The organism is Hymenobacter sp. DG01, assembly GCF_006352025.1.
Classification (GTDB): Bacteria; Bacteroidota; Bacteroidia; order Cytophagales; family Hymenobacteraceae; genus Hymenobacter.
Window position 1 is genome coordinate 2130578 of sequence record NZ_CP040936.1, and the last position, 23617, is coordinate 2154194.

General features: G+C 62.8%; 18 protein-coding genes and 1 riboswitch. Of the genes, 5 read left to right on the plus strand and 13 right to left on the minus strand.

The features are described 5' to 3' along the window. Positions 1 to 190 precede the first annotated feature (190 nt). From gmd to FGZ14_RS08955, 3 genes are all read left to right on the plus strand, one after another. The gene (gene gmd, locus FGZ14_RS08945; protein ID WP_139923429.1) at positions 191 to 1303 is read left to right on the plus strand and encodes a GDP-mannose 4,6-dehydratase; all 1113 of its coding nucleotides are present in this window, start codon (positions 191 to 193) and stop codon (positions 1301 to 1303) included. Between the two features lie 242 nt (positions 1304 to 1545). Continuing rightward, complete coding sequence (locus FGZ14_RS08950) at positions 1546 to 2505, plus strand: GDP-L-fucose synthase (protein ID WP_139923431.1); 960 nt, start codon at positions 1546 to 1548, stop codon at positions 2503 to 2505. A 40-nt stretch (positions 2506 to 2545) separates the two neighbouring features. Then, on the plus strand, positions 2546 to 3619 hold the full coding sequence (locus tag FGZ14_RS08955) for a glycosyltransferase family 2 protein (protein WP_180754572.1): 1074 nt from the start codon (positions 2546 to 2548) through the stop codon (positions 3617 to 3619). Positions 3620 to 3745: 126 nt separating this feature from the next. Here the strand turns inward: FGZ14_RS08955 and FGZ14_RS08960 are convergent, their stop codons facing one another. The 13 genes from FGZ14_RS08960 to FGZ14_RS09020 form a co-directional block, all read right to left on the minus strand. Then, positions 3746 to 5107 (minus strand): glutamate-1-semialdehyde 2,1-aminomutase, encoded by a 1362-nt coding sequence (locus FGZ14_RS08960; RefSeq protein ID WP_139923436.1) that lies wholly within the window; start codon positions 5105 to 5107, stop codon positions 3746 to 3748. A gap of 30 nt (positions 5108 to 5137) precedes the next feature. After that, positions 5138 to 6463 (minus strand): DUF4910 domain-containing protein, encoded by a 1326-nt coding sequence (locus tag FGZ14_RS08965; RefSeq protein WP_219601092.1) that lies wholly within the window; start codon positions 6461 to 6463, stop codon positions 5138 to 5140. Between the two features lie 21 nt (positions 6464 to 6484). Further along, a complete protein-coding gene (locus FGZ14_RS08970) occupies positions 6485 to 7126 on the minus strand; it encodes a PIG-L deacetylase family protein (RefSeq protein WP_139923438.1) in 642 nt (213 codons plus the stop codon). Next, positions 7120 to 7956 carry a sugar phosphate nucleotidyltransferase gene (locus FGZ14_RS08975; protein WP_139923440.1) on the minus strand — a complete coding sequence of 279 codons (837 nt, stop codon included), beginning with the start codon at positions 7954 to 7956 and terminating at the stop codon, positions 7120 to 7122. Before FGZ14_RS08975 ends, FGZ14_RS08970 begins: the two co-directional genes overlap by 7 nt. Positions 7957 to 8142: 186 nt before the next feature. Then, entirely contained in the window at positions 8143 to 9483 is a 1341-nt protein-coding gene (locus tag FGZ14_RS08980; RefSeq protein ID WP_139923442.1) for a class I SAM-dependent methyltransferase, read from the minus strand. A gap of 50 nt (positions 9484 to 9533) precedes the next feature. After that, positions 9534 to 10883, minus strand: coding sequence for an NAD(P)H-dependent oxidoreductase (locus tag FGZ14_RS08985; RefSeq protein WP_139923445.1), 1350 nt, complete (start codon positions 10881 to 10883; stop codon positions 9534 to 9536). Between the two features lie 152 nt (positions 10884 to 11035). Then, the gene (rfbC, locus tag FGZ14_RS08990) at positions 11036 to 11587 is read right to left on the minus strand and encodes a dTDP-4-dehydrorhamnose 3,5-epimerase (protein WP_139923447.1); all 552 of its coding nucleotides are present in this window, start codon (positions 11585 to 11587) and stop codon (positions 11036 to 11038) included. Between the two features lie 56 nt (positions 11588 to 11643). Next, complete coding sequence (locus FGZ14_RS08995; RefSeq protein WP_139923449.1) at positions 11644 to 12735, minus strand: NAD(P)-dependent oxidoreductase; 1092 nt, start codon at positions 12733 to 12735, stop codon at positions 11644 to 11646. Between the two features lie 207 nt (positions 12736 to 12942). Continuing rightward, positions 12943 to 13833 (minus strand): glucose-1-phosphate cytidylyltransferase, encoded by an 891-nt coding sequence (rfbF, locus tag FGZ14_RS09000; protein ID WP_139923451.1) that lies wholly within the window; start codon positions 13831 to 13833, stop codon positions 12943 to 12945. Between the two features lie 250 nt (positions 13834 to 14083). Continuing rightward, the gene (locus FGZ14_RS09005) at positions 14084 to 14866 is read right to left on the minus strand and encodes a WecB/TagA/CpsF family glycosyltransferase (protein WP_139923453.1); all 783 of its coding nucleotides are present in this window, start codon (positions 14864 to 14866) and stop codon (positions 14084 to 14086) included. A 230-nt stretch (positions 14867 to 15096) separates the two neighbouring features. Beyond that, a complete protein-coding gene (locus FGZ14_RS09010) occupies positions 15097 to 16500 on the minus strand; it encodes an exopolysaccharide biosynthesis polyprenyl glycosylphosphotransferase (protein ID WP_139923456.1) in 1404 nt (467 codons plus the stop codon). Between the two features lie 277 nt (positions 16501 to 16777). Then, on the minus strand, positions 16778 to 18700 hold the full coding sequence (locus FGZ14_RS09015; protein ID WP_139923459.1) for a gliding motility-associated C-terminal domain-containing protein: 1923 nt from the start codon (positions 18698 to 18700) through the stop codon (positions 16778 to 16780). Positions 18701 to 19329: 629 nt separating this feature from the next. Beyond that, positions 19330 to 20679 (minus strand): hypothetical protein, encoded by a 1350-nt coding sequence (locus tag FGZ14_RS09020; RefSeq protein ID WP_139923461.1) that lies wholly within the window; start codon positions 20677 to 20679, stop codon positions 19330 to 19332. Positions 20680 to 21053: 374 nt separating this feature from the next. Then, a riboswitch (SAM riboswitch) is annotated at positions 21054 to 21148 on the plus strand. Positions 21149 to 21543: 395 nt separating this feature from the next. On the opposite strand from FGZ14_RS09020, the gene FGZ14_RS09025 reads away from it, so the two are divergent. Both FGZ14_RS09025 and FGZ14_RS09030 read left to right on the plus strand, forming a co-directional pair. Next, on the plus strand, positions 21544 to 22578 hold the full coding sequence (locus FGZ14_RS09025) for a RimK family alpha-L-glutamate ligase (RefSeq protein ID WP_139923463.1): 1035 nt from the start codon (positions 21544 to 21546) through the stop codon (positions 22576 to 22578). Between the two features lie 3 nt (positions 22579 to 22581). After that, positions 22582 to 23607, plus strand: coding sequence for an LLM class flavin-dependent oxidoreductase (locus FGZ14_RS09030; RefSeq protein WP_139923465.1), 1026 nt, complete (start codon positions 22582 to 22584; stop codon positions 23605 to 23607). Positions 23608 to 23617: the final 10 nt, after the last annotated feature.

Genomic DNA, 23617 nt, shown 5'->3' on the forward strand with positions numbered 1-23617 from the left:
TAGGATCGGGCTTTTTCGTTTTCACGGCCTGAGAGGCAGCACAGCACATAATTTACTTTATTTAATATTAAAGATAAATATTTTCACTGAGTCCCTTTGATATATCAATCATAATACAATAATTTGTCGCTAAAGTTCTAAAAATAATCCTCCGGGATTCTATCTGGCTAACTTCTCATTCCCCTCTTTCATGAAGCGCGCACTCATCACCGGGATTACGGGTCAGGATGGCTCCTATCTGGCGGAACTACTGCTTAGCAAGGGCTACGAGGTGCACGGCATCAAGCGCCGCTCCTCCATGTTCAACACCGAGCGGGTGGACCACCTCTACCAGGACCCCCACGAGCCCCACGTCCGCTTCAAGCTGCATTACGGCGACCTGACGGACTCCACCAACCTGATCCGGATTGTGCAGGAGGTGCAGCCCGATGAGATTTACAACCTGGGGGCCATGTCGCACGTGAAGGTTTCCTTTGATACGCCCGAGTACACGGCCGATGTGGATGGCATTGGCACGTTGCGCCTGCTGGAGGCCATCCGAATTTTGGGCCTGACCCACAAAACGCGTATTTACCAAGCCAGCACCTCAGAGCTCTACGGCCTGGTGCAGGAAGTACCCCAGCGCGAAACCACGCCTTTCTACCCCCGTTCGCCCTACGCCGTGGCCAAGCTTTATGGCTTTTGGATTACGGTCAACTACCGCGAGGCCTACGGCATGTATGCCTGCAACGGCATTCTGTTCAACCACGAAAGCCCGCAGCGGGGTGAAACCTTCGTGACGCGCAAGATTACCCGCGCGGCGGCCCGCATTGCCCTGGGCCTGCAGGAAAAGCTGTACCTGGGCAACCTGGACGCCAAGCGTGACTGGGGCCACGCCAAAGACTACGTGGAAGCCATGTGGCGCATGCTCCAGCAGGACCAGCCCCGCGACTACGTGGTGGCAACCGGCGTCACGACCACCGTGCGCGAGTTTGTGCGCCTGGCTTTTGCTGAGCTGGGTATTGAGGTGGGCTTTAGTGGCACCGGCGCCGCTGAAAGGGGCATCGTGGCAGCTTGCCACCACCCCGATTTTCAGTTGCCCCTGGGCCAGGAGGTAGTAGCCGTTGACCCGGCCTACTTCCGCCCCACGGAGGTAGAGTTACTCATCGGGGACCCAACCCGCGCCAAAACCGAGCTGGGCTGGGAGCCCCGCTACGACCTGCCTGCCCTGGTGCAGGACATGGTACAGGCCGATCTGCGCCTGTTCCGCCGCGACGCCGTGCTCCTGGAAGCCGGCCACCAGATTATGTATCATGATGAATAAGGGTCTCTAGGGTAAGAGGGTATGGGGGTGTGAGGGCATGAGGTTGAAGCGGTATCGTCATTCTGAGCGCTTGGCTAAGAACCTCTGCCATTAGTAGCTACCCCAGCGAAGCGGCAGAGGTCCTTCGGCTACCGCCTCAGAATAACAATACTTCTATCCTCTCGCCTCTGCGCCTTCCTACCCCCACACCCTCCTACCCCCATACCCTCTAAAAAACCAACCTTACCCCAGCCTCTCTCCCCATGGAACTAGACGCTAAGATTTACGTGGCCGGCCACCGGGGCATGGTGGGCGCTGCGCTGGTGCGCCGCCTGCAGCGCGCGGGCTACCACAACCTGATTACGCGCACCTCTCAGGAACTGGACCTGCGCGACCAGGCCGCCGTGGAGGATTTCTTTGCCCTGGAGCAGCCGGCCTACGTGCTGCTGGCCGCCGCGAAAGTGGGTGGAATTATGGCCAACAACACCTACCGCGCCGACTTTCTGTACGATAACCTGATGATTCAGAGCAACGTGCTGCGCGAAAGTCAACGCCAGGGCGTGCGCAAGCTGCTGTTCCTGGGTTCCTCCTGCATCTACCCCCGCCTGGCCCCGCAGCCCATTCGGGAAGAGTACCTGCTCACGGGGCTGCTGGAGGCCACCAACGAGCCCTACGCCATTGCCAAAATTGCGGGCCTCAAGCTCTGCGAAGCCTACCGTGCCCAGCACGGCTGCAACTTTATTACGGTGATGCCCACCAACCTCTACGGCCCCGGCGACAACTACGACAGCCGCAACTCGCATGTGTTACCGGCTTTGCTGCGCAAGTTTTCCGAGGCCGTGGCCCTGGGCCTACCCCGCGTGCCGGTGTGGGGTACGGGCACCCCGCGCCGCGAGTTTCTGCACGTAGATGACCTAGCCGATGCCTGCCTGCACCTGCTGCTGCACTACAACGGGGCCGAGCCGGTTAACATCGGTACCGGCCGCGACATCAGCATTCAGGAGCTGGCCGATCTGCTGGCGGAGCTGACCGGATACGCCGGCGAAATCCTGTTTGACTTCTCCAAGCCCGATGGCACCCCGCGCAAGCTACTGGACGTCAGCAAGCTGCATGGTCTTGGCTGGCAGCACTCCATTGGCCTGCGCGAAGGCGTTACCGCCGTGCTGCAGTCGGCGGAGTGGCAGCGGGCTACGGCCCAGCCGGAGCTGAATGCCCTGGCGTAAGCGCGGTTTGTTTTCTGAAACTCCACTTTTTCCTGTTTTCATGTCGTCTGCTCCGTTTCCGGCCGCCCCTGCCCCTACAGTAGCCCCGGCGTCTTCCCCATCTGCCACCCCGCAGGCAACCCAGCCCCTGCTCAGCATTTGCGTGCCCACTTACCGGCGCCCCGATCTGCTGGCCCGGGCCCTGGGCTCCCTGGGGCAGCTGCCGGCCGAGGTGGAAGTCATCATCTCCGACAACGATGCCGCCGATGACCTGGGTGAGCAGGTAACTACCCAGGCCCTGGCCGGGCAGCTGCCCGGCACCTGGCGCTACTACCGCAACGCACCCGGCGGCTCGGCGGCTACCAACTGGGTAGCCTGCATAGAGCGGGTGCGCGGCCAGTATGTTCTGATGCTGCACGACGACGACTACCTGCTGTCCGGCGGCCTGCAAACCGTGCTAAACGCGCTGCGTTACCTGCGGCAGCAGCACCAAACGGTACACGCCGTGCTGTTTGGCGTGAGCGTAGTAGATGCCCATGAGCGGGAGCTGCAGCGCCAGCAGCCCGCCGAGGCCGGCTATCTGCCACCCGCCGCCGCCGTAGAGGCCGTGCTGACCGACTCGGCCCTGGTGCGCATGCCGGCACTGGTGGTGAGCCGCGAGGCCTACCAGCACACCGGCGGACCCGACCCCAGCCAGCGCAACACCGACGATACCGACCTCTGGCTGCGGGTGTTTGCGTTTGGGGGCGTGCACCTAGCTCCGGCCCTCACGGCGGCATACTCGGTGCACGAAGGGGCCCTGACCACCGGCGTGTTTCACGAGCAGAACATTGAGCTGCTCCAGCGCATTTTTCAGAAGGCCCGCACCCGCCAGCTGCTGCCCGAAGCCCGGCTACGGCGGGCTGAAAATCAGTTTTTCCATCAGTTTATTCTGGCCGGAGCCTACCGGGCCCTGCGCCGGCACGATGCCGATGGCGCCCGGCAGGCGCTCCGGCTGTTCCAGCTGCCCAGCCTGCGCCACCTCTCCACGCCGCTGCGCTGGCTGCCCATCCGGTGGGGGCTGGGGGCGCTGGTACGCCTGAACCTAACACCGCCCCGCCTGAATCGGCTGAGCTGGCTGCGACCTACGGCGTAGGCCCGCGCGGTCCGGCCCGGCTACCCCTTCTTCAACACAAAGGCCCCATTCGTAACAGACACCAGGTACTTAACCTACGGTGCGTTGCGGACGGGGCCTTTGTGCTGAAGGCGGGGGTAGGCAGGGCTAGTTGTAGCGCCGGTAAACTGACTTCACTGGCTGGCCATGCAGGTACTTTTCAACGCCTTCGTCCAGGGCACGGCGGTACACACCCAGTACCTCGTGCAGCCGCTCCAGTACCTGGGCAATAATGGCCTCGGTGTGCGAGTAGTTCACGATGAGGGAAGGCATCAGTAGGCCGCGGCGCATGGTTTCCTGCAGAAACAGGGTCCGGAGGGCTGCCGAGTGCTGGCCTTGCGCGTCGCGGGTGGTGTAGATCAGGCAGCAGGGTTGCCCCAGGGCCTGCACCTGCTGGCTTAGCCCATGCTCACGCGCCGACTGGCCCAGGCCCTGGGCCAGAAGCTGGCCCATGTGGCGCAGATGCTCCACCACAGGCTCCTGCCGGTACACCTGCATCACCGCGCGGGCGGCAGCCAGGGCGTGCGTTTCGGCCCCATAGGTGGTGGAGAGCAGGAACACCCGCTCGTGGGGGTGATGCAGGCCGCCGCGCTCCATCAGCTCGCGCCGGCCGGCCAGGGCGGCCACGCTGAAGCCATTGCCCAGGGCCTTGCCGAAGGTGCTCAGGTCGGGGCGGATGCCGTAGTAACCCTGGGCACCCTGGTTGTGCCAGCGCAGGCCGGTAATAATTTCGTCGAAGATGAGCACCACCCCCTCGCGGCGGCACAGGGCCTGCACTCCTTCCAGAAAGCCGGGAGCCGGCGGCACTTCTTTTTCTACCTCCATGAGCACGCAGGCTACCTGGCCGGGGTGAGCCGCCAGCAGGGTTTCCAGGCTGCCCAGGTCGTTGTATCGGAACCCCAGCGTCAGCTCCCGGATGGCCGACGGAATACCTGTCCCGACGGGCGTGGTGCCTATAAACCAGTCATCGACGGAGAAAAACGGATGGTCCTGGCAGATGGCAACCAAACTGCGGCCGGTGTAGGCGCGGGCTAGCTTCACGGCGGCGGTGGTCACGTCGGAGCCGTTTTTGGCGAACTTGACCATGTCGCCAGCCCCGGTGAAGTCCAGAAACTCTTCGGCGGCTTCCAGCTCCAGCACCGCCGGCCGCCCAAAGTTGCAGCCCAGGCCCAGCTGCCGGGCGGCCGCGGCCACCACCGGGGGGTAGGCGTGCCCCAGCGTTACGGAGCGCAGGCCGGCCCCAAACTCAATAAACTCGTTGCCATCTGCGTCCCACACCCGGCAGCCTTCGCCCCGCACCACGTACGGCGCCATGTGCTCCGGAAACTGGTCGTCACCTTTGGCATAGGTGTGGGCCCCACCCGGGATGGCCGCATGAAACCGCTCCCGCAGCGCGTCGGAGCGCTCGAAGGAAGGGTTTGCGGCCGTGGTGGGGGTAGGAAGGGCGGCAGAAGTCAGAGCTGATTCCATGAGTAGGCGGCCAGGGCCGGTGGTAAGAGGTTAGAGAGGCTGCAGCAGCTCGACCGCTTTCAGGGCGCGGGCGGCCCGGTGCAGCAGCGCCACCGGCAGCCCCGACTGCTGGGCTACCTGCAGCAGGCTGTGGCTGCCATCGGAGAGGTTGAGCAGCCAGAGCAGCGCCATTTGCCAGTCGGCGCCTTCCTGCCCGCCCCCTACCCCCTTGTAGAGGCCCCGGCGGCCCAGTTGGGGCTCGCCGTAGGGACTGAGGTTGCGGTAGCTGCGGTTGGCTTCCAGGGCCTCGCAAAGGGCCTGGGTCAGGCTCAGACTTTCGGCCAGCTGGGTGGGCTGCACAAAGCCCACATCATCAGCCGAGGTATGGTATTCGGCAAACTCCCCGAAGGGCGTGCGCGAAAGGCAGCCCACGGGCAGGTTGAAGCCCGGGGAGCCGTACTGGCGCTCATCGTAACCATAAGGCAGCCAGGGTCGCACCTCGTACGCGGCCCCAAAGTCGCGCAGGACCAGGGCAGCGGCCTGGTCCACCTCAGCGGTAGTATGGCGGCTCTGCTTGTAAGTGAAGCCGCCCGGGCCGCCCAGCAGGGTCAGCACCAGCCCGTGCCGGATGCGACCCACGGCCTCGGGGTTGCGGCTCAGCCACACAATGGAACCAATGGTGCCCGGCCCCAGCACCAGTCGGTAGGTGTAGCGGCGCGGCTGCCGGGCCAGCTCCTGAGCCAGAAACACGGCCACCACCAGCCCCGAGAGGTTATCGTTGGCTAGGGAGGGGTGGCAGCAGTGGCAGGACAGCAGTACTTCTTCTTCCGAAGCGCCCGGCAGCACCAGCTCACCATAGGTCAGGGAGCCGGCCGCATCCAGGGTGCTGTCAATACAGACTTCGTAATACTCATCCTGAAGCTGCTCGCGCTGATGGTGACTCAGGCAGAAGCCCCAGTTGGGTTGGTAGTAGCTGGTGCGGTAGGGAATCAGGTCGGGCTGCTGGGGCAGAGAAAACAAGTGTTCTTCCAACTCGGCCCGCGCAAACCAGCCCCCTACCGGCGTGCTGTACTGCAGCACATGCAGGTTGTGGGCCCGGAAATCGATGACCCGCTCCCCGGCGGCGTTTTTCACCCAGGCCTCCCGGATGCTCCACTCGGCGGGCACGGTCCAGTCGAGGGCGGGGGTACCGCTGGGCACCTCATGCACCTGCAGCGCCGGCAGATACTCGCGCACGATGGCCAGGGTCTGGCGCACCCCGTCGCCGGTGATGCTGCGGCAGATCGGGAACAGGCGCGCCAGCAGGGCGTGCATGGCCGCTCCGAAAGCAGGAGCCGGCATGGCTGGAGGGGTAGCAGGCAGGGCAGCGGTTGACATCAGGGACGGGGGTAGGAAAAACTAGCCAATCAGAAGCTTGCGCACATAAAAGGCCTCGGCGTAGCGGGTGGCGCTCTGAATGCCGCGCAGGCGGGGCAGGGCCCGGAAGGTTTCGTCGTCGTACCAGTGCTTGGCGGCCTGGGTCGGGAAGCCCTCCCGCAGCAGCGCCAGCTTCTGACTGAGCACCTCCGGGGGCAGCTCCACGAAGGCAGCCGGGTTGCCCAGGTCGCCATCGTACTTCGGAATTTCATATTCCAGAATAAGATGGCTCCGAAACGTGTTCCAGGTCAGCTCCGATACCAGGCGGTGGTCCTGGTGCAGATCATGCTGGTAGTGGGTCAGGATAACGGTGGGCTCAAAGGTCTTCAGCTTTTCGTACTCGGCCTTGATGGCAGCGCGCTCGGCCAGCAAGGAGCCGTCGGGGAAACGGTGCACGGTTACCTCGGCGCTGCCGGGCGGAGCAGCCCGCAGAAACAGGGTGGCGGAGTGCTCAGCCTCGCGGGCGCGCTCGTCGGTGGCGGCCCACACCACCCAGCGCACCGCTGCTACCCGCCCCTGCTGCAGCCAGCGCAGCACGGTGCCGCCCGCTCCTATCTCAATGTCGTCGGAGTGGGCACCCAGGCACAGCAGGCGCAGGTTGGCGCCGGGCGCCAGGCTTAGCATACGGCGCGCAGCAGGGCCTCGGCGCGCAGCCGCAGGGGCTGGCCGGGGTCGGTGCTGGTTCGCCACAGCTCCCAGGGCGCATGGCCACGGGCGCAGAGCTCATCCAGAGTCTGCTTGTCCTTGAACGTATCCATAGCCGTCCAGAAGCCCGCGTGGCGGTGGGCCCGCAGCCGGCCCTCCTGTATCAGCCGCTGAAAGGGCTCTTCTACCAGCTCCTCGCCGGCCGCCATGTAGCTGAACACCTCAGGCCGCAGCACAAAGTAGCCGGCGTTGATCCAGAGGCCCGATTTGGCAATGGGGCTGATGTAGTTTACCCGGTCATCATCGGCCAGGGACACCACATGGAAGCTCTGCTGGGGCTGGTAGGCCATAAAGCTGCCCACGGCATCGGTGGCGGCAAAGCGGCTGATCATCTGGTTGAGGTCCAGGTCGGTGAGGCCGTTGGCGTAATTGGCCAGAAACATCTCCTCACCTTCCAGGAAAGGCTGCACGGCCCGCAGGCGCTGCCCGATGTTGCTGGTCAGGCCTGTATCTACGAACGTGATGTTCCAGTCGTCGATATCCGAGTTCAGCAGCTTTACCTGGCGCCCGCCCTTGGAGTACACAAAGTCGTTGGAGAGGCACTCGTTGTAGGTCATGAAATACTGCTTGACCATATCGGCTTTGTAGCCCAGGCAGAGAATAAAGTCTTTGTGGCCGAAATGGGCGTAGTAGCGCATGATGTGCCAGATCATGGGCCGGTACCCGAGCGGTACCATGGGCTTGGGGGTGTTTTCGGAAAACTCGCGCAGGCGCATGCCCAGTCCGCCGCAGAAGAGAACAACTTTCATGTGATTGGCAGGAAGAAAGCAGGAAGAGAAGAAGTGCGAAATAGAATGCGGTAAGCGGGTGAGGGAAGGGAAGCATGCCAGGTTGCCGGGAAAAAGAAGGGAGGCTGCCGGAACGGCCGGGCGGCTGCGCCCGGCTACTTCCTACCTCCTCCACTTTCCTGCCTGGTATGTATGCCGTACTGGCACTTATTCGTACACCTGCACTTCCGGGATGGGCACCACAAAGCGCCCGCCCCAGCTGCGGATGTCCTGCATTTGCTCCATAATCTCTTCGCGCAGGTTCCAGGGTAGAATCAGCACGTAGTCGGGCCGGGTCTGGCGGATACGGTCGGGGTGGCAGATGGGAATGCGAGTGCCCGGCAGAAAGTTGCCTTGCTTGTGGGGGCTTACATCCACGGTATATTCCAGAAAATCGGTCCGGATGCCGCAGTAGTTCAGCAGGGTGTTGCCTTTGCCGGGCGCCCCGTAGCCGACCACCGTTTTGCCCTCGCGCCGGGCTTCAATCAAAAATTCGAGGAGCTTGCGCTTGGTTTCCTTGGCTTTCTCCTCGAAGTCGCTGTAGCAGGCCAGGTCCGTAATGCCGGCTTCCAGCTCGCGGTGGCGCAGGGCCACTACCCGCTCGGTTACGGGCCGGCCCAGGTTGGCCGCGTGCCGGGCGAAGATGCGCAGGGAGCCGCCGTGGGTGGGCAGCTCTTCCACATCAAAGAGGGTCAGGCCGTGGTGGGCGAAGATGCGCTCCACGGTGTAAAACGACAGGTAGCTGAAGTGCTCGTGGTAGATGGTATCGAACTGGTTGCCCTCCATCAGGCGCAGCAGGTGCGGAAACTCCATGGTGATGACACCACTGGGCTTGAGCAGGATGCGCATGCCGGCCACGAAGTCGTTGATGTCGGGCACATGGGCCAGCACGTTGTTGCCCAGCAGCAAATCGGCCTGCCCCGAAAGCTCGGCCACGTAGCGGGCCGTTTCGCTCCCGAAAAAGCGCACCAGCGTGTTGATGCCCTTGGCCTGGGCGTGGCCGGCTACATTGGCGGCCGGCTCAATGCCCAGCACTGGTATTCTTTTCTCCACGAAATACTGCAGCAGGTAGCCGTCGTTGGAGGCTACTTCCACTACCAGGCTGTTGCTGCCCAGCCCGAACCGCTCGGTGGCCATATCGGTGTAGCGGCGGGCGTGGCGCAGCCAGGAAGCTGAGTATGACGAAAAGTAGGCGTAGTCGTTCTGGAAGATTTCCTCGGAGGTCACAAACTCATCGAGCTGGACCAGAAAGCAGCTGCGGCACACCCGGGCGTGCAGGGGGTAAAAGGCCTCGGCCCGGTTAAACTCGTGGGGCCGCACGTGGTTCTGGCACAGCGGCGAGGTGCCCAGGTTCACGAAGGTGTAGTCCAGCGGGGCCCCGCAAAAACGGCACGGACTGGCCGGCGGCTCCACCGGCTCGGGCAGCAGGAAGGGAGCATCGGCGGCGCCTACGGAGGGGCAAGTGGCAGGAAGCGGCGGCGCGGAAACGAGCGAGGACAGGTGTTCCATGACGAATACGGGGAAGAAGAAAGAGGCAATAGGGCAGGCCGGAAGCAGAGCTACACCACCGAAGACGCGGCTACCGCGGCGGCTGGGGTAAGCAACTGGCTTTGAGGCCGGAAGTAGGCGGCTTGCTCGCGGCGCAGCTGGTCAATCAGCCGGCCTTCGGGCACTATCACGTCGTGGTAGGTCAGCACCTGGTCTTTGGGGATATCATGACGCAGGATGCAGCCTTCGGCCACGCCAATGGGGAGCAGGTTTTCGCGCTCGGCTACGTCGGCATTTTCGGCCAGGCCGTAGGTGTGGTAGTGCCCAATGCCATCCAGCACCTGCCCGGCCAGCAGAGGCACCTTGGCAGCCGTTACTACCTCCACGCACATGGGGCCCGCCGGCGCCAGGGCGGCATCCTGAAACAGCACGGCCCGCGCTACGGTGGTGGGGGTTTCGAAGTGGCAGAGGTGGTAGGGCGTGTAGAAGCAGTACAGCGGCCCTGGCCCCAGCTTGTAGAGCTTCAGGTAATGCTGCTGCACGGGGTCATCAATGGTGCCCAGCACAAACACGCCGGGGCCCGGCTCGGCGCCCACTACATAGTCCACTATGCCGGGTCCGCCGCCCAGCAGCAGCTCGTGGGGGTACCACTCGGCGGCTTTGGTGATGGGCGTGCCCGGCTCTACGGTGGGCCCCAGCATGCCCCGGCGGGCCACGCGCATGCCCAGGGCATTGGCTACCACGGCCTGCTCAAAGCTGATTTTGCTGCCATCGGCGAAGCTGGTCACCATGCTGGGGTTCTGGCCCCACTGCCGGGCAAACCCCTCCTGGGTGGTGGGGTTGCGGTAGGGGTCGTGCAGGCCCTTGATGTTGCCGCAGAGCACGGGAGTTACCCCCAGCCCCTTCACGAAGCGGGCCAGGTTGAGGGTTACGCCGGGCTGGTCGCCGTCGGCAACGGTATATACTACCCCAGCGCGGTCGGCGTACACTTTCAGGATGGGTCCCACGGTGCCGTCCAGCTCGGCGTTGAGCAGAATGATGTGCTTACCGTGCCGAATGGCCTCCAGCACCACGCGGGCCCCGTGCTCTACGGCCCCGGTTACCTCAATAATGGCCTCGATGCCCGCGGCCCGACTGAGCAGCAAGGCGTCGTCGGTGATGGCGGGGCGGCCCTGGGCCACGCAGGCTTCCAGCTGCGCTACCGTCCCCACCTCAGTTACGTCGGTTACGCCAGCTTCGGCGTAAATGGCGCGGGCTTTGTCCGGGGTGCGGTTGGCAATGGCCACCAGCTCCATGCCGGGCACATAGCAGCAGATTTGCCGGGCCACGCCCCGGGCCATAAAGCCGGCCCCTATCATACCAACCCGAATGGGGCGGCCTTCGCGCTGGCGCTGTTGCAGCGCCGTATCAATGATGAGCATACGGGAGAGAGTAGCTGAGGGGAGGAAGGGAGTAACTGAGTAAGAAGTAGCGAAGCATTGGAGTAGCTGAGGAGGTGTGCCGGCGCCAGCAGGCTGCCCGGTATGCGGCATGGTGCCAACCAAACCGCTACCCGGCTACTCAGCTTACTGCGTTACTCAATAGGCACGGGCACGCGCAACTCAAAGTCGGGGTGGCGCTGGTCTTTCTCGGAAATCAGGGTAGGCTCCAGGGGCCACTTGATGCCGATGGCGGGGTCGTTCCAGCGCAGGCCCCGCTCGAAGCCCGGAGCGTACTTGGCCGATACCTGGTAGCACACGTCGGTATTGTCCTGCAGGGTGATGAAGCCGTGGGCAAAGCGGCCCGGCACGAACAGCATCCGGAACGAGTCGGCGGTCAGCTCCACGCCCAGCCACTGCCCGTAAGTCGGCGACTCTTCGCGCAGGTCCACAATCACGTCGTAAATGGCCCCGCGGGTGCAGCGGACGAGCTTGGTTTCCTCGTGGGGCGGCAGCTGCAGGTGCATGCCGCGCAGGGTGCCGCGCTGGGGGTTAGAGGATACGTTGGCTTGCAGGGGCGGCATCAGAATACCATGCGCCTCAAACTCATCGGCGCACCAGGAGCGGGCGAAAAAGCCGCGCTCATCGGCCATACGGTCCACATCAATGATGAAGGCGCCGGGCAGCTCGGTTTCGGTGAAAATCATAAGGGGGTAGGTGTTGGAAGTTGATGGCAGAAAGCGGCGGCGGGCCACCCGCAGTCCTAGGCTATGGTAGCAGCCGGAGCCGCTACCACCCGGGCACTGGCGGCGCGGGCCCAGCCCAGGTCGTCGGCCAGCTCGTGCGCTTCGCGCAGGCTGGTGAGCACGCGCAGTCGCATCAGCTCCGAGGAGCGAAAGGCCGCGTCGCGGAAGTTCATGCCCAGCAGCCCGTCGCGCAGCTCGTCAATGGTATCCGCAAGGGTGCGGCGGGGCTGGTGGTCGGGGGCCAGCTCGCGGTACAGGCTGAAATCGACGCGGTAGGAGCGTTTGTCGGGCGGGGCGGCGGGGTTCAGGCTCACGCGGGTACCGGGCAGCGACTCCGCCACGGCGTAGGCCAGCTCGCGCACCTGGTAGTTCCACTGCTCCGAGCCCGTATTGATGGCCAGGAAGGAGCCCCCTACCTCGGGGGTGCGACCCAAGGCCCACGCAATGGCCCGGGCCATATCCTGCACATGAATGAGGGGGCGCCAGGGCGTACCATCGCTCAGGATGCTGATTTCGCCGGCGGCCACGGCCCCGGCCACGAAGTCGTTTACCACCAGATCCAGCCGCAGCCGGTCGCTCCAGCCGCAGGCAGTAGCAAAGCGCAGGCAGGTCACCACAAAGTGGTCGTCGGCGAGGGGGCGCAGGGCCTGCTCGGTCAGCACCTTAGAGCGGGCGTAGGCCGTGAGGGGGTTCAGGTCGGAGGCTTCGGTTTTGGCGCCCTCGCCCCCCGCCCCGTACATGCTGCACGAGGAGGCAAACACGAAGCTGCCCACGCCGGCCGCCTTGGCCTTACGGGCCAGCTCAATGCCAGCCAGGTAGTTTACATCCAGGGTTACCTGCTCGTAGGTCTGGCCCATGGGGTCGTTGCTGATGGCCGCCAGGTTTACTACCGCGTCCACGCCTTCGAGCAAGCCTTCGGGCAGGTGGCGGATGTCGCCGAAAATCTGCCGGTCCAGCCGCGACTCGGGCAGGCGGCGGGCCCCGGTGAGGCAGTGGGCAAAGTAGCCCATGTCGTAGCCAATCAGCTCGGCCTGCGGAAACTGCTGCCGCAGGTGGCGCACCACGCCCGGGCCCACGTAGCCCATGTTACCCGTGATAAGAATGCGCATATGGTGTAGAGTATGAGGGTAGGAGGGTATGGGGGTGTGAGGGCGAGGGGGGGGGGTGAGGAGGTGTAGGGTATGGGGATAAGGGGGCGAAGTGTCCGGAAGAGAGAAGGAAACCCGACAAGCCACGCTGTCAGCTTCTCCGCTATGCTTTCCTACCTTCTCATTGCAATAACGCCTGCCCTACTACCCCCTACCCCTCCTGCCCTATCAATCGGCCGGCATGATGGTGGGGGCGGCTACCCGCTGGCTGAGCGGGGCCACTACGGGAGAGGCCAGGATGTCGGCCAGCACCGGGTCGGGCTCCGCCGACTCAGGGGCGTTGCTCCATACTTTCCACTGGGCGCGGCCCTGCTGCCACATTTCTTCCAGCATGTTTTTGTCGCGCAGGGTATCCATGGGCTGCCAGAAGCCGGTGTGGCGGAAGGCGGCCAGGCGGCCTTCGGCGGCCAGGCGCTCCAGCGGGGCCTTTTCCCATACCGTGTCGTCGCCGTCGATGTAGTCGAAAATGGCAGGCTCCAGCACGAAGAATCCCCCGTTGATCCAGGGCGTTTCGCCGCCCTCCGGCTTCTCGGTGAAGCTGGAAACCAGGCTGCTGGAATCCTGCAGGTTAAACACCCCGAAGCGGCCGGGCTGGCGGACGGCCGTGAGGGTAGCCAGGGCGCCCTGCTGGCGGTGGTAGCGCACGGCCTCCCGAATGTCCACGTCGCCTACCCCGTCGCCGTAGGTCAGGCAGAAGGTTTCGTTTTCCACGTACTCGCGCACCCGGCGCAGGCGGCCGCCGGTCATGGTTTCCTGGCCGGTATCTACCAGGGTCACGGTCCAGGGCTCGGCGTGGTTCCGATGAATCTGCATCTCGTTGCGGTCCATACGGAATGTCACGTCGGAGTTGTGCAGGAAATAATCAGAGAAGTACTGCTTGATCAGGTGCCCCTTGTAGCCGCAGCAGATAACGAAGTCGCGGATGCCATGGTGGGCATATATCTTCATGATATGCCACAGAATCGGCCGCCCCCCAATCTCCACCATGGGCTTGGGCCGCACGCCGCTTTCCTCACTGATTCGGGTGCCGTAGCCACCCGCCAGAATCACTGCTTTCATACGTGTAAGGGTTAAATCATTATCAGGGGAGAGAAGTCAATAAGAGGAGCTCAACACGCATTTACGGCATGACCTATAGTGAGCTAAGGTTGCTGAAATATAGATGTAATTATAATCTTGACAATATTTTTTATTAATATTTTTTATAAAAATTAAAATAAACGTGTGTATTATCCATTTGCCGCACACAATGAGTCCGCCCGCCCTGTTCTGGGTGGGAGCAGCGGGGTTTTCGCATGAGGCAGCGGAGCTAGGCGGCGGACTGAGCAACCGGCCGGCCGGCCAGGTTGGCGAGTGTGCGCCGGGTGAGCAGGTACACGAAGCGGGTGTTGGTGACTAGGTAGCGGCGCCACAGCCGGCGCGGCTCCAGCCACAGGCGGTAGGCCCACTCCAGCCAGAGGCGGCGGGCCCACAGGGGCAGGCGGCGCTCCAGGCCCGCGTACACCGGAAACGCCTGCCCTACCCCCAGCATACAGGCCCGAATGCGCCCCTGGTGGGCAGCCATCCATTTTTCCTGGCGCGGGCAGCCCAGGGCCACAAACAGCAGGTCGGGGTCGGCGGCGTTGATGGCGGCTACCTCGGCCGCGTCTTCCTCCGGGGTCAGGGCCCGGAACGGGGGCGAGTGGGTGCCGGCTATGCGCAGCGTGGGCAGCTCACGCCGGGCCCGGGCTACCATAGCCGTCAGCACTTCGTTGGTGGTGCCATAGAAATACACCGACTGCCCGCTGCGGGCGGCGGCTTCCAGCAGCACGGGCAGCAGGTCCATGCCGGCCACGCGGGCCTGGGGCGCACTGCGGGGGTTGAGCCAGTGTACGGCGGCAGCTACGGGGCTGCCATCGGGGGCTACCAGGGCGGCCTCGCGCAGAATCTGCCGGAACTGGGCGTCGTGCTGGGCCTCCACTACCATGTGCACGTTGGCAAAGCACACGTAGGCCGAGGCGCGCGCCGCCCCCAGCTTCAGGATAGTCGCCACAAAATCAGCCACCGAGCCGGTTGAAATCCAGGAATCCAGAACGGGTAGTTTTGGCAGCATCTGGTGAGATAGTGAGTTTAAGAGTTCAGTAACTGCGAACGGCGCGGCATTGCCCGGTCCGACGGGCGCAGCCCGTCCGACCGATTGGCTTCGTGCTGACTTCCGGTCCGGGAGGGTTTGGCAAGATAGAGGGGGTAGGCGGGTGCCGGCCTTTCGGCGCGAATGGCGCGGACGGCAACCGGTCCGACGGGCTGCGCCCGTCGGACCGGGGCAAACTCACTATTTCACCGCTAGTAAGCGTTCTTTTCGCCTTTCACCATGTTCCAGACGGTAAGGCCGATGATTTTCATATCCAGCCCGAACGACCAGTTTTCTACGTACTTCAGGTCGTACTCCACGCGCTTTTCCATGGTGCCGGCCTCGCGGGTTTCACCCCGGAAGCCATTCACCTGGGCGTACCCCGTGATGCCGGGCGTTACGGCGTGGCGCATCTGGTAGGTGCGGATGTGCTTGCTGTACTCTTCCAGCTGCGAAATCATGTTGGGCCGGGGCCCTACCACCGACATGTGCCCAAGCAGCACATTAAAAAACTGGGGCAGCTCATCGAGGTTGTACTTACGCAGGTAGTAGCCCACGCGCGTCACGCGCCGGTCGCCCTTGGTTGCCTGCAGCTCGGTTTGGCCGTGGCCCTGGCGCATGGTGCGCAGCTTGTAGCACGGGAAAAGCTGGTTGCGTTTGCCCGGCCGCATCTGCTTGAAAAACACCGGCCCCGGCGAATCGAGCTTGATGAGCAGGGCCAGCAGGGTAAGTACCACCGGAAACACGCCCACAATCACCAGCAGCGAAAAGGCAATGTCGAAAAGGCGCTTGAGCACTTGGTTGGTGCGGATGCCCAGGGGCGCGTGCCGGATGGTGAGAATGGGCAGGTGGTCGTAGAAATAGACATTCACATCTTTACGGACGGTGCCGCGGAAATCGGGGACAATGCGGAAGGACAGGAAATGGTCGTCGGCGAAGCGCGAGAGGTCTTCGATGAGCTGGCGCCGATCGAGGGGCATGGCAAAGTAGATTTCATCGACCTGGGTGCGCAGGCAGTACTCTTTCAGCTCAGACAGGCGCCCGCGCACCAACGGCCGGATGCCGGCCGGCACGGGCTCGGTGCTATCGGCGAAAAAGCCCATGAACTGGTTGGCTATCGGGTCGTGCGACTCCAGGAAGCGGTACAGCTCCTGCCCGGAGGCCCCTGCGCCTACTATCACGAAGCGGCTGTGCGGGCGGGCCAGGTGCTTATGGTAGGCCCGGTAGAAAAACGTAATCAGAAAGCGCCCCGCCACCACGGCCGTTACCGAAAAGCTGTAGGCCGAAAACAGGTAGCGGGCCGGCAGCCAGTACATGTGCAGGGCCACTACCCCCAGCAGCACTACCCCCGCGTGCAGCAGAAAGGTGCGCATCAGATACAGCAGCTTCTCGGGGTAGGTAATCAGCCGGTCAGTACGGTACAGGTTGGCAAACTGCCCCGAGAGAATCCACCAGAGCAGGGCAAAAATGGCGTAGAAGAAGGGATAGTAGCCCCCAAAATACCAGTTGCCCAGGAACAGATATCCGGCCAGCCGGAAGGCCGCGAAAATCAGCAGAACATCAACCGCGGGCAGAATAAAACGGGAAGTGTCAGAGTAGTGTCTGTAACGTTCCATAAGCCTGAGGGGAGAAGTGCCAAAGAAACTAGAATAGGTAAAAGCAGCAGGGCAGCCCACAAGGGCGGTATGAACAAAGAAACGTATATTTATTCTTTAATTAATAATAAATATGATTAATTTTTAATCATGGTAAACTATACCTTGGAATGATTCATAAAGTTTCACTGAGTTTCCTTCTTATAACTACCTGCCTGAACCGTAGGCAAGCGGCTCTGCCCGCAACGTCCGGCTTACGCGGGGCGTTACGGGCGGCTATAGGCGAAGAGCTAACCAGCTAGGGGGTTACCTGCAGCCAGCCCTTGTAGCGGCGGCCATCGGTATAGGTTACCAGGTAGTAATACGTGCCGGCCAGGCCGTTGCCCTCCCACCGGAAGCTTCGGCTATCGGAGTGGTACACCTTGGCCCCCCAGCGGCTGTAAATGGCAATGCCCGCGAAGCGCCCGTCGCAGAGGTCGGGCGGCAGGTCCGGGAGGGTGAACACGTCGTTTTTACCGTCGTGGTTGGGCGTAATGATGTTGGGCGGCCGGAACGCAACGGTATCAATGGGCGGCGCCAGCTCAAAGCGAACCGTGCGGACCTGCGCCAGATTGTTGCAGACGGCGCTTTCCTGAAGCCGAAACGTCACGACCAGATCGGGGAACTGCTGGGCGGTACAGGCCGCCTGCCACTGAAAAGCGCCGGTAGCCTGCCCCCGCCCGTTCTGGGCCGTAAAGCGCATGCCCACCGCCGCCAGCTCGAAGCCCTGGCCGGTAGCCGTCAGGGCCAGTGGGTCAGTATCGGCATCGAAGCCAGCCAGGTCGGCGGTGTAGGTAGTGCCCAGGGGTACCCGGATGGTAACCGGTGGCGCGGCCGGGGCGGCGGGAACGGGCGGGAAGGTGGTCGTCAGGACAGGGGGCGCATCCGGGGGCGGCACGGCCGTGAAGGCAACCCGCACCGTGTCGCGCTTGGGCAGGCTGCAGCCATCATCGGCCACTATTACATCCAGCAGAAACACCCGCCCGCCGGAGTTCAGGCACTCCGAAAAGCAGAAGCGGGTGATGAGGGTATCGGTGGGGGTACGCACCACGCCGCTGGCTGCCGCCGCAAACGTAGGGACCGGGGCAGTGAAGTTAACGGGGCGCAGCTCCACGGTCAGGCGCGAGCCCGCGTCGGGGTCCGTGAAGCGCGCCTGCATGCAGTGGTCGGCGCCAACCACCAGCCGCAGCGTGTCGCGGCCCGGGCGGTAGGGTACGCCGGCCGAGGAACGCAGCTCCAGGCTGGGCGCTGTGTTGCGGGGGCAGTTGAGCACGTACAGCTGAAAGTCGCGGCGGGTTTCCCCTATTTTCACCCCCTGCCGGTACTCGGAGCAGCGCACCCCAAACACAAACAGGCCCAGCTGGGTAGGCCGCACCACCAGGCGGCCAGTGCGGGCATCAATACCCAGGCTCGGGCTGCCCGGAATCTGGTTCTGGGCGCTCAGGCCCGGCGCCCACGCCACCGGGGCGTAAGGGGCCGGGGCAGCCTGCAGCGGGTTAGACGAGTTGCCCGAGCCGGCGTGCCCATTGAGGGGAGTAACCATATCGTAGGCCAGCGAGTCGCCATCGGGGTCCTGACCGCCAAAGTCGTAGGTAAACAGCTCGCCCCGGCAGACATAGTCGCCGAGGGCCGGAAAGATGCGGGGGGTAGAATCCAGAAAGCGCTGCCCGTCCCGCACCACGGCCGGAAACTCCAGATAAAAGGCCTGGGCGGCGCTCAACGAGTTCAGAATATTGCTGACGCCCTGGTTGCGGCAGCAGCGCTCCACGGCCACGTAATAGCCGCCCGGACTGGCGTAAGTAGCCGTCGGCAGCGTAATGTTAGTGGTGTAGATAAGCTTGCGGGTGCTCAGCACCGGGGAGGTACAAACCGGATTGGAGTAGTTTACAAAGGTGTTGCTGGTGAGGGGCAACATTACGTTTTGCATCCGCAGGTTGGAGCCGCGCTCGAAAATGCCGGCCCGCATGGTTTGGTCGAGGGCGCCCGGGCTGCCGTTGATGGCGTCGAAGTACAGAGTAAGGGTGAGGGCATACGTGCTGCCGCTGCGGTACTGCAAATCCAGCTCGCCGCCCACAATGTGGGTAGCCTGCGCCGCCGGGGCCACCAGGTTGAGGGCGGCAACCAGCAGCAGCCATAGCCATTGTTGACCAAGCCGGAAGAAAAGGGTACGTGTCCTGTCCATAGTAGCACGAAAAGAAATTCTGGCAGTCCGGCGCCTGGCCCAGACTACGGCTTGCAAGCGGGCGGTTGGACCGTTTCAGTACTGCTGCTGCTCTCCGCCCTTCCGGCCCCTGCATAATGGCCGGCCTGGCTACCGGGCCTGGCAGCTTTCCACTGAAAATAATAAAAAACCAGGCAGTATCCAGCTCAGACAGTGGATCTTATCCGTTCATCTTCTTCCGACTACTGCGGGCTTCTTGGGTGGTTGCTCCCGGTGCCTCCCCGAGCGTCCGGCCTCCCTACCCCCACCCCCATCCTCAACCGGCCGGCAGCGCCAGCTCTGGCGGCCAGCGGGGGCTAATGCCCTGCGCTGCCGGGGCCGCTCACCACAGCCGCTAAGCCCGGGCGTAACGCTAACCCGGCAAAATGCGTAGGTTTGGCCTGCCGGCTGTTACAGGTGTGTGTCAGTCGGCAAGAGCTGCACCTATTGCATTAAAAAGCCCCGACTGACGAGCCGGGGCTTTTTATATGCATCCACTTTGCAGTCGGCGCCGGGGATGACGTAAGGTCTGCTTTCGGACCGGGTAAACTCAGTAAAAGCCCGCCTCCCTTGGGAAACGGGCTTCTGCCGGGCTTGCAGGCGGCCGGAGTCTAACGGTTCTGGCGCACGAGGGTGATGTTGCCGTTGCCGGTTTGGGTCACGTCGCTGCTGTTAAAGCGGGCCCCCTGGTAGGTGCGCGCGTCGTTGCTGTTACCCACCTGCAGCTGGCGGGCGTACGAATCGTTGGCGTCCTGGCTGATGTAGCCGTAGTTGCCCGAGCGGGCAGGGCTGCTGGCGAAACCGCCTACCTGCTGGTCCTGAATGGCCGTGTTCCGGTTGCCCGTCTGCTCTGCCACGGCCTCGTGATACTCGCCTTCCTGCCGCTGGTTAGCCACGTTGCGGTTACCATCCTGCCCGATGGTGGCCTGCGCGAAACCGGCATTCTGCTGGCGCTGCGTGGCCGCATTGTTGTTGCCTACCTGCTGAATAGAAGCCCCCGCAAAAGCCGCACTCGCCTGGGTCTGGGTGGCCTCGTTGCGGTTACCACTCTGGGTGACCGTAGCACTCACCGAAAGAACCCCCGTCTGGCTTTGGGTAGCGGCGTTGTTGTTGCCGGTTTGGGTAGCGCTGGCGGCCACGGCCCCGAAAGCCCCGGAGTGACTCTGGGTTTGGTCGGCGGCGTTGTTGTTGCCGGTCTGCTGAATGAAAGCGGCAGAAGACGCACCTCCCTGGCTAAGCTGCGACTGAGTAGCCGCGTTGTTATTGCCCTGCTGCCCGATGGTGGCGGTCATGTAGCTGCCGGCGTTTTGCTGCTGTTGGCCGGCCGAGTTATTGTTGCCTTGCTGCAGCACGCTGGCCGAGGCCGACTGGCCCGAAACGCTCTGCTGCTGACTGGATGTGTTATTAGCCCCCAGCTGTCGGGCCGTAGCAGTACCGCCAAATACGTTGGTATTCTGGTCCTGGGTAGCGCGGTTATTATTTCCGGCAGCCTGGTAAATCTCGGCATAGGCGTTGCGGCCGCTCTGGTTTTGGGTGGCGTAGTTGGCCCCGCTCACCTGCTCAATGAAAGCACTGTGGCTGAAGCCCCCCTGGAACTGGCTGGCGTAGTTGCCGTTGCTGCCGGCGGCCGTGGAGCCCTGCCGGATGAAGGCCCTGTTGGCGCCCCTGCTTTCATCGGAAAGCTGTGTCTGAATGGCCTGTTGGCGGTTGCCCATCTGGTCAGCCTGCGCCGTATGCTGGATGCCGGCCTGAGTTTGGGTTACTTCGTTGTTGTTGCCACTGCTGCTGCCCCCGTTCACGGCCGCGTCGTTCTGGTGCGCAATGGCCGTATTCGCCCGGCCTAGCTGCTCCACCGTCACGCGGTTGTTGTTGCCGTAGCTGGTAGATGTTTGGATGTTGTTCTGCGCTGTGGCAGCGCCGCTGGTCAAAAGAGCAGCAAAGAGTACTCCGGTTGCTTTCATGCTGATAGAAGGATATAAAAGTGGGAATGAGACACGCCCTGCAAGCCATTCAGGAAATCAATATGAATAAATATGAGAAGATATAGTTATATTAAAAATTATTTAAGTGCATTTTATTAGCAATAAGGCCAGATTCATTCCAAAGTCCTTACAAGCCCATTTTATTCTTATAAAATTCTGTCCATCAGATTTTTTAGTAGCCTTCTGCTAACCCGGCTAGTGCACAAGGCAGCACCTGCACCCTACACACCGCATGTGCGCTGGGGCCTACGCTGCCTACCCCCTGCTGCCTAAGCGGCGCGCAAAGAAAATTTGGCTTTCTGGACCCGGCCGCTTTACCTTTGCCGCACTCAATTCTTTACCTGAAAGGATTGTTTTTATACAGAGGCGTGGAGAGACAGGCTCGACGAAACGCCGGCAACCTTCCGTAGCAGTACGGAAACGGTGCCAAGTCCTGACCATATAAAAACAACGTACCGTGAACCGCTTCCCGCACTTCGCCCCCACTCCTGCCACCCTTGCTTCTGTACAGCATGGCTGTTGTGGCACGTGTTGTTGGGCCGTCTGTACGCCGCTGGCCGGGTAGAGCTGCCGGTTCATTAGCCCCCGGCCGGGGCAATTCTGCGTTTCACGGGTGCCGCAACTGCCGTAAGGGCAGAGCAATGGCTACGGCCTGACCGCGCCCGCCTACTTCCTTCCCGGCTCCGGGCCCCTCTTCCCTACCCCCTTATCCTTGCCCAACCCGGAATGTGTTCGGGCGGTTGCGTGGCGTCTTTGCGCCCGGCCTAACTTCCGGAGGTTCTGGCGGTTGTAGGGGGTAGCGTTTTCCGCTGACTTCAACTATCTGTTTCTTCTTCCCTTCTCATGTCGCAGCCTTCAAAGCCCATTGGCATTTATTTCGAGCATCCCGAATGGTTTAAGCCCCTGTTTGCCGAGCTGGACCGCCGGGGCCTGCCCTACGAAAAAATCGACGCCGCCCACCACCTCTTCGACCCCGCCGAAACCGAGAGCCGCTACTCCCTGGTGGTCAACCGCATGAGCTCCTCGGCTTATCTGCGCGGGCACGGCCAGGGCATCTTCCATACGGCCGGCTACGCCACCCACCTGGAGCGCATCGGCACGCGCATCATCAACGGCTCGGCGGCCACGGCCATCGAAACCAATAAGGCCCGCCAGCTCAGCCTGTTCGCCTCGCTGGGCCTGAAATTCCCGAAGTCCTTCGTGATTAACCACGCCTCCCGGGTGCCCGACGCGGCCCGGCAGCTGCAGTTTCCCATCGTGGTGAAGGTAAACATCGGGGGTAGCGGCGCAGGCATCATCCGCTTCGATACCATGGAGGGGGTAGAGGCCGCCGTAGCCGCCGGACAGATTGACCTCGGCATCGACCAGACGGCGCTGGTGCAGGAGTACGTGGCGCCTCGCGGCGGCCACATTCACCGCGTAGAAACCCTGAACGGTAAGTTCCTCTACGCCATGAAGGTGTACACCACCGGTGAGAGCTTTAACCTGTGCCCCGCCGAAATCTGCCAGATTCCGGAAGAGCCTGCTGCCGGCGACTTCTGCCTCACCGAAGCCCCCAAAAAGGGTATTCAGGTAGAAGCCTTCACGCCTCCCGCCGAGGTAGTAGAAGCCGTGGAGCGCATCGTGGCCGCCGCCAAAATCGACGTGGGCGGCATTGAGTATCTGGTGGATGACCGCACCGGCGACGTGCTGTTCTACGACGTGAATGCCCTGTCTAACTTCGTGGCCGACGCCGTGAATGTGGTGGGCTTTGACCCCTACGCCCGCTTCGTGGACTACCTCGAAACCCAGATCGGGGCTTCGAACCCCGGCAGCCAGCCCGTTGCCGCTGATGCCGTTTCTTCCACCCAACAGCCGGTAGCGGCTTCCATTCACTAAGCCATGCGGTACGGATATTGGATGCCTGTTTTTGGCGGGTGGCTGCGCAATGTTGAGGACGAAAACATGCGCGCCGACTGGGACTACGTGAAGACGCTGGCCCAGCGCAGCGAGGACCTCGGCTACGACTTGTCCTTGATTGCTGAGCTCAACCTCAACGACATCAAGGGCGAAGAAGCCCCGTCGTTGGACGCCTGGAGCACGGCGGCGGCTCTGGCTGCCGTAACCAAGAAGATCGAGCTGATGGTGGCCGTGCGGCCCACTTTCCACTCGCCGGCTTTGCTGGCGAAGCAAGCTGCCAACATTGACCACATCAGCGGGGGTAGGATTTCCTTGAACGTGGTGTCGTCGTGGTGGCAGGATGAGGCCAAGAAGTACGGCGTGCACTTCGAGCAGCACGACGACCGGTACGCCCGCACCGCCGAGTGGCTGCACGTAGTGGACAACCTCTGGAAGCAGGACCACTTCACCTTCGAGGGCAAGTTCTATAAGGTGACGGACTCCATTCTGCAGCCCAAGCCCGTGTCGCGCCCCCGGCCGTTCATTTACGCCGGTGGCGAATCGGAGGCGGCCAAAAACCTGATTGCCGCCCAGTGCGACGGCTACGTGATGCACGGCGACGAGCCCCAGGCCATCGGCCGCCGCATCCGGGACCTGCAGGAGCGCCGCGACCGGCTGGGTTTACCGCCCATGAAGTTCGGGGTAGCGGCTTACAGCATTGTACGCAACACCGAGGCCGAGGTGAAGAAGGAGCTGGAGCGCATTACCAACGTGCAAGGCTCGGCGGCGGGCTACAAAAACTACCAGCAGTGGCTGGCCGGCACCCAATTGGAAAACCAGGTGAGCCTGCAGGACTACTCGGTTTCCAACCGTGGCCTGCGCTCCGGCCTCACCGGTACCCCTCAGCAGGTAGCCGACCGCATCGGCGAGTTTGAAGCCGTGGGCGTGGACCTGTTTCTGCTCCAGTGCAGCCCTCAACTAGAGGAAATGGAGCGGTTCTCGGAAGCCGTAATTCAGGTGCTGGCGTAAGCAAGTTTAT

Coding starts and splice junctions, on each gene's coding strand:
- gmd (WP_139923429.1), top strand. CDS start 191: ATGAAGCGCGCACTCATCACCGGGATTACGGGTCAGGATGGCTCCTAT.
- FGZ14_RS08950 (WP_139923431.1), top strand. CDS start 1,546: ATGGAACTAGACGCTAAGATTTACGTGGCCGGCCACCGGGGCATGGTG.
- FGZ14_RS08955 (WP_180754572.1), top strand. CDS start 2,546: ATGTCGTCTGCTCCGTTTCCGGCCGCCCCTGCCCCTACAGTAGCCCCG.
- FGZ14_RS08960 (WP_139923436.1), bottom strand. CDS start 5,107: ATGGAATCAGCTCTGACTTCTGCCGCCCTTCCTACCCCCACCACGGCC.
- FGZ14_RS08965 (WP_219601092.1), bottom strand. CDS start 6,463: ATGTCAACCGCTGCCCTGCCTGCTACCCCTCCAGCCATGCCGGCTCCT.
- FGZ14_RS08970 (WP_139923438.1), bottom strand. CDS start 7,126: ATGCTAAGCCTGGCGCCCGGCGCCAACCTGCGCCTGCTGTGCCTGGGT.
- FGZ14_RS08975 (WP_139923440.1), bottom strand. CDS start 7,956: ATGAAAGTTGTTCTCTTCTGCGGCGGACTGGGCATGCGCCTGCGCGAG.
- FGZ14_RS08980 (WP_139923442.1), bottom strand. CDS start 9,483: ATGGAACACCTGTCCTCGCTCGTTTCCGCGCCGCCGCTTCCTGCCACT.
- FGZ14_RS08985 (WP_139923445.1), bottom strand. CDS start 10,883: ATGCTCATCATTGATACGGCGCTGCAACAGCGCCAGCGCGAAGGCCGC.
- rfbC (WP_139923447.1), bottom strand. CDS start 11,587: ATGATTTTCACCGAAACCGAGCTGCCCGGCGCCTTCATCATTGATGTG.
- FGZ14_RS08995 (WP_139923449.1), bottom strand. CDS start 12,735: ATGCGCATTCTTATCACGGGTAACATGGGCTACGTGGGCCCGGGCGTG.
- rfbF (WP_139923451.1), bottom strand. CDS start 13,833: ATGAAAGCAGTGATTCTGGCGGGTGGCTACGGCACCCGAATCAGTGAG.
- FGZ14_RS09005 (WP_139923453.1), bottom strand. CDS start 14,866: ATGCTGCCAAAACTACCCGTTCTGGATTCCTGGATTTCAACCGGCTCG.
- FGZ14_RS09010 (WP_139923456.1), bottom strand. CDS start 16,500: ATGGAACGTTACAGACACTACTCTGACACTTCCCGTTTTATTCTGCCC.
- FGZ14_RS09015 (WP_139923459.1), bottom strand. CDS start 18,700: ATGGACAGGACACGTACCCTTTTCTTCCGGCTTGGTCAACAATGGCTA.
- FGZ14_RS09020 (WP_139923461.1), bottom strand. CDS start 20,679: ATGAAAGCAACCGGAGTACTCTTTGCTGCTCTTTTGACCAGCGGCGCT.
- FGZ14_RS09025 (WP_139923463.1), top strand. CDS start 21,544: ATGTCGCAGCCTTCAAAGCCCATTGGCATTTATTTCGAGCATCCCGAA.
- FGZ14_RS09030 (WP_139923465.1), top strand. CDS start 22,582: ATGCGGTACGGATATTGGATGCCTGTTTTTGGCGGGTGGCTGCGCAAT.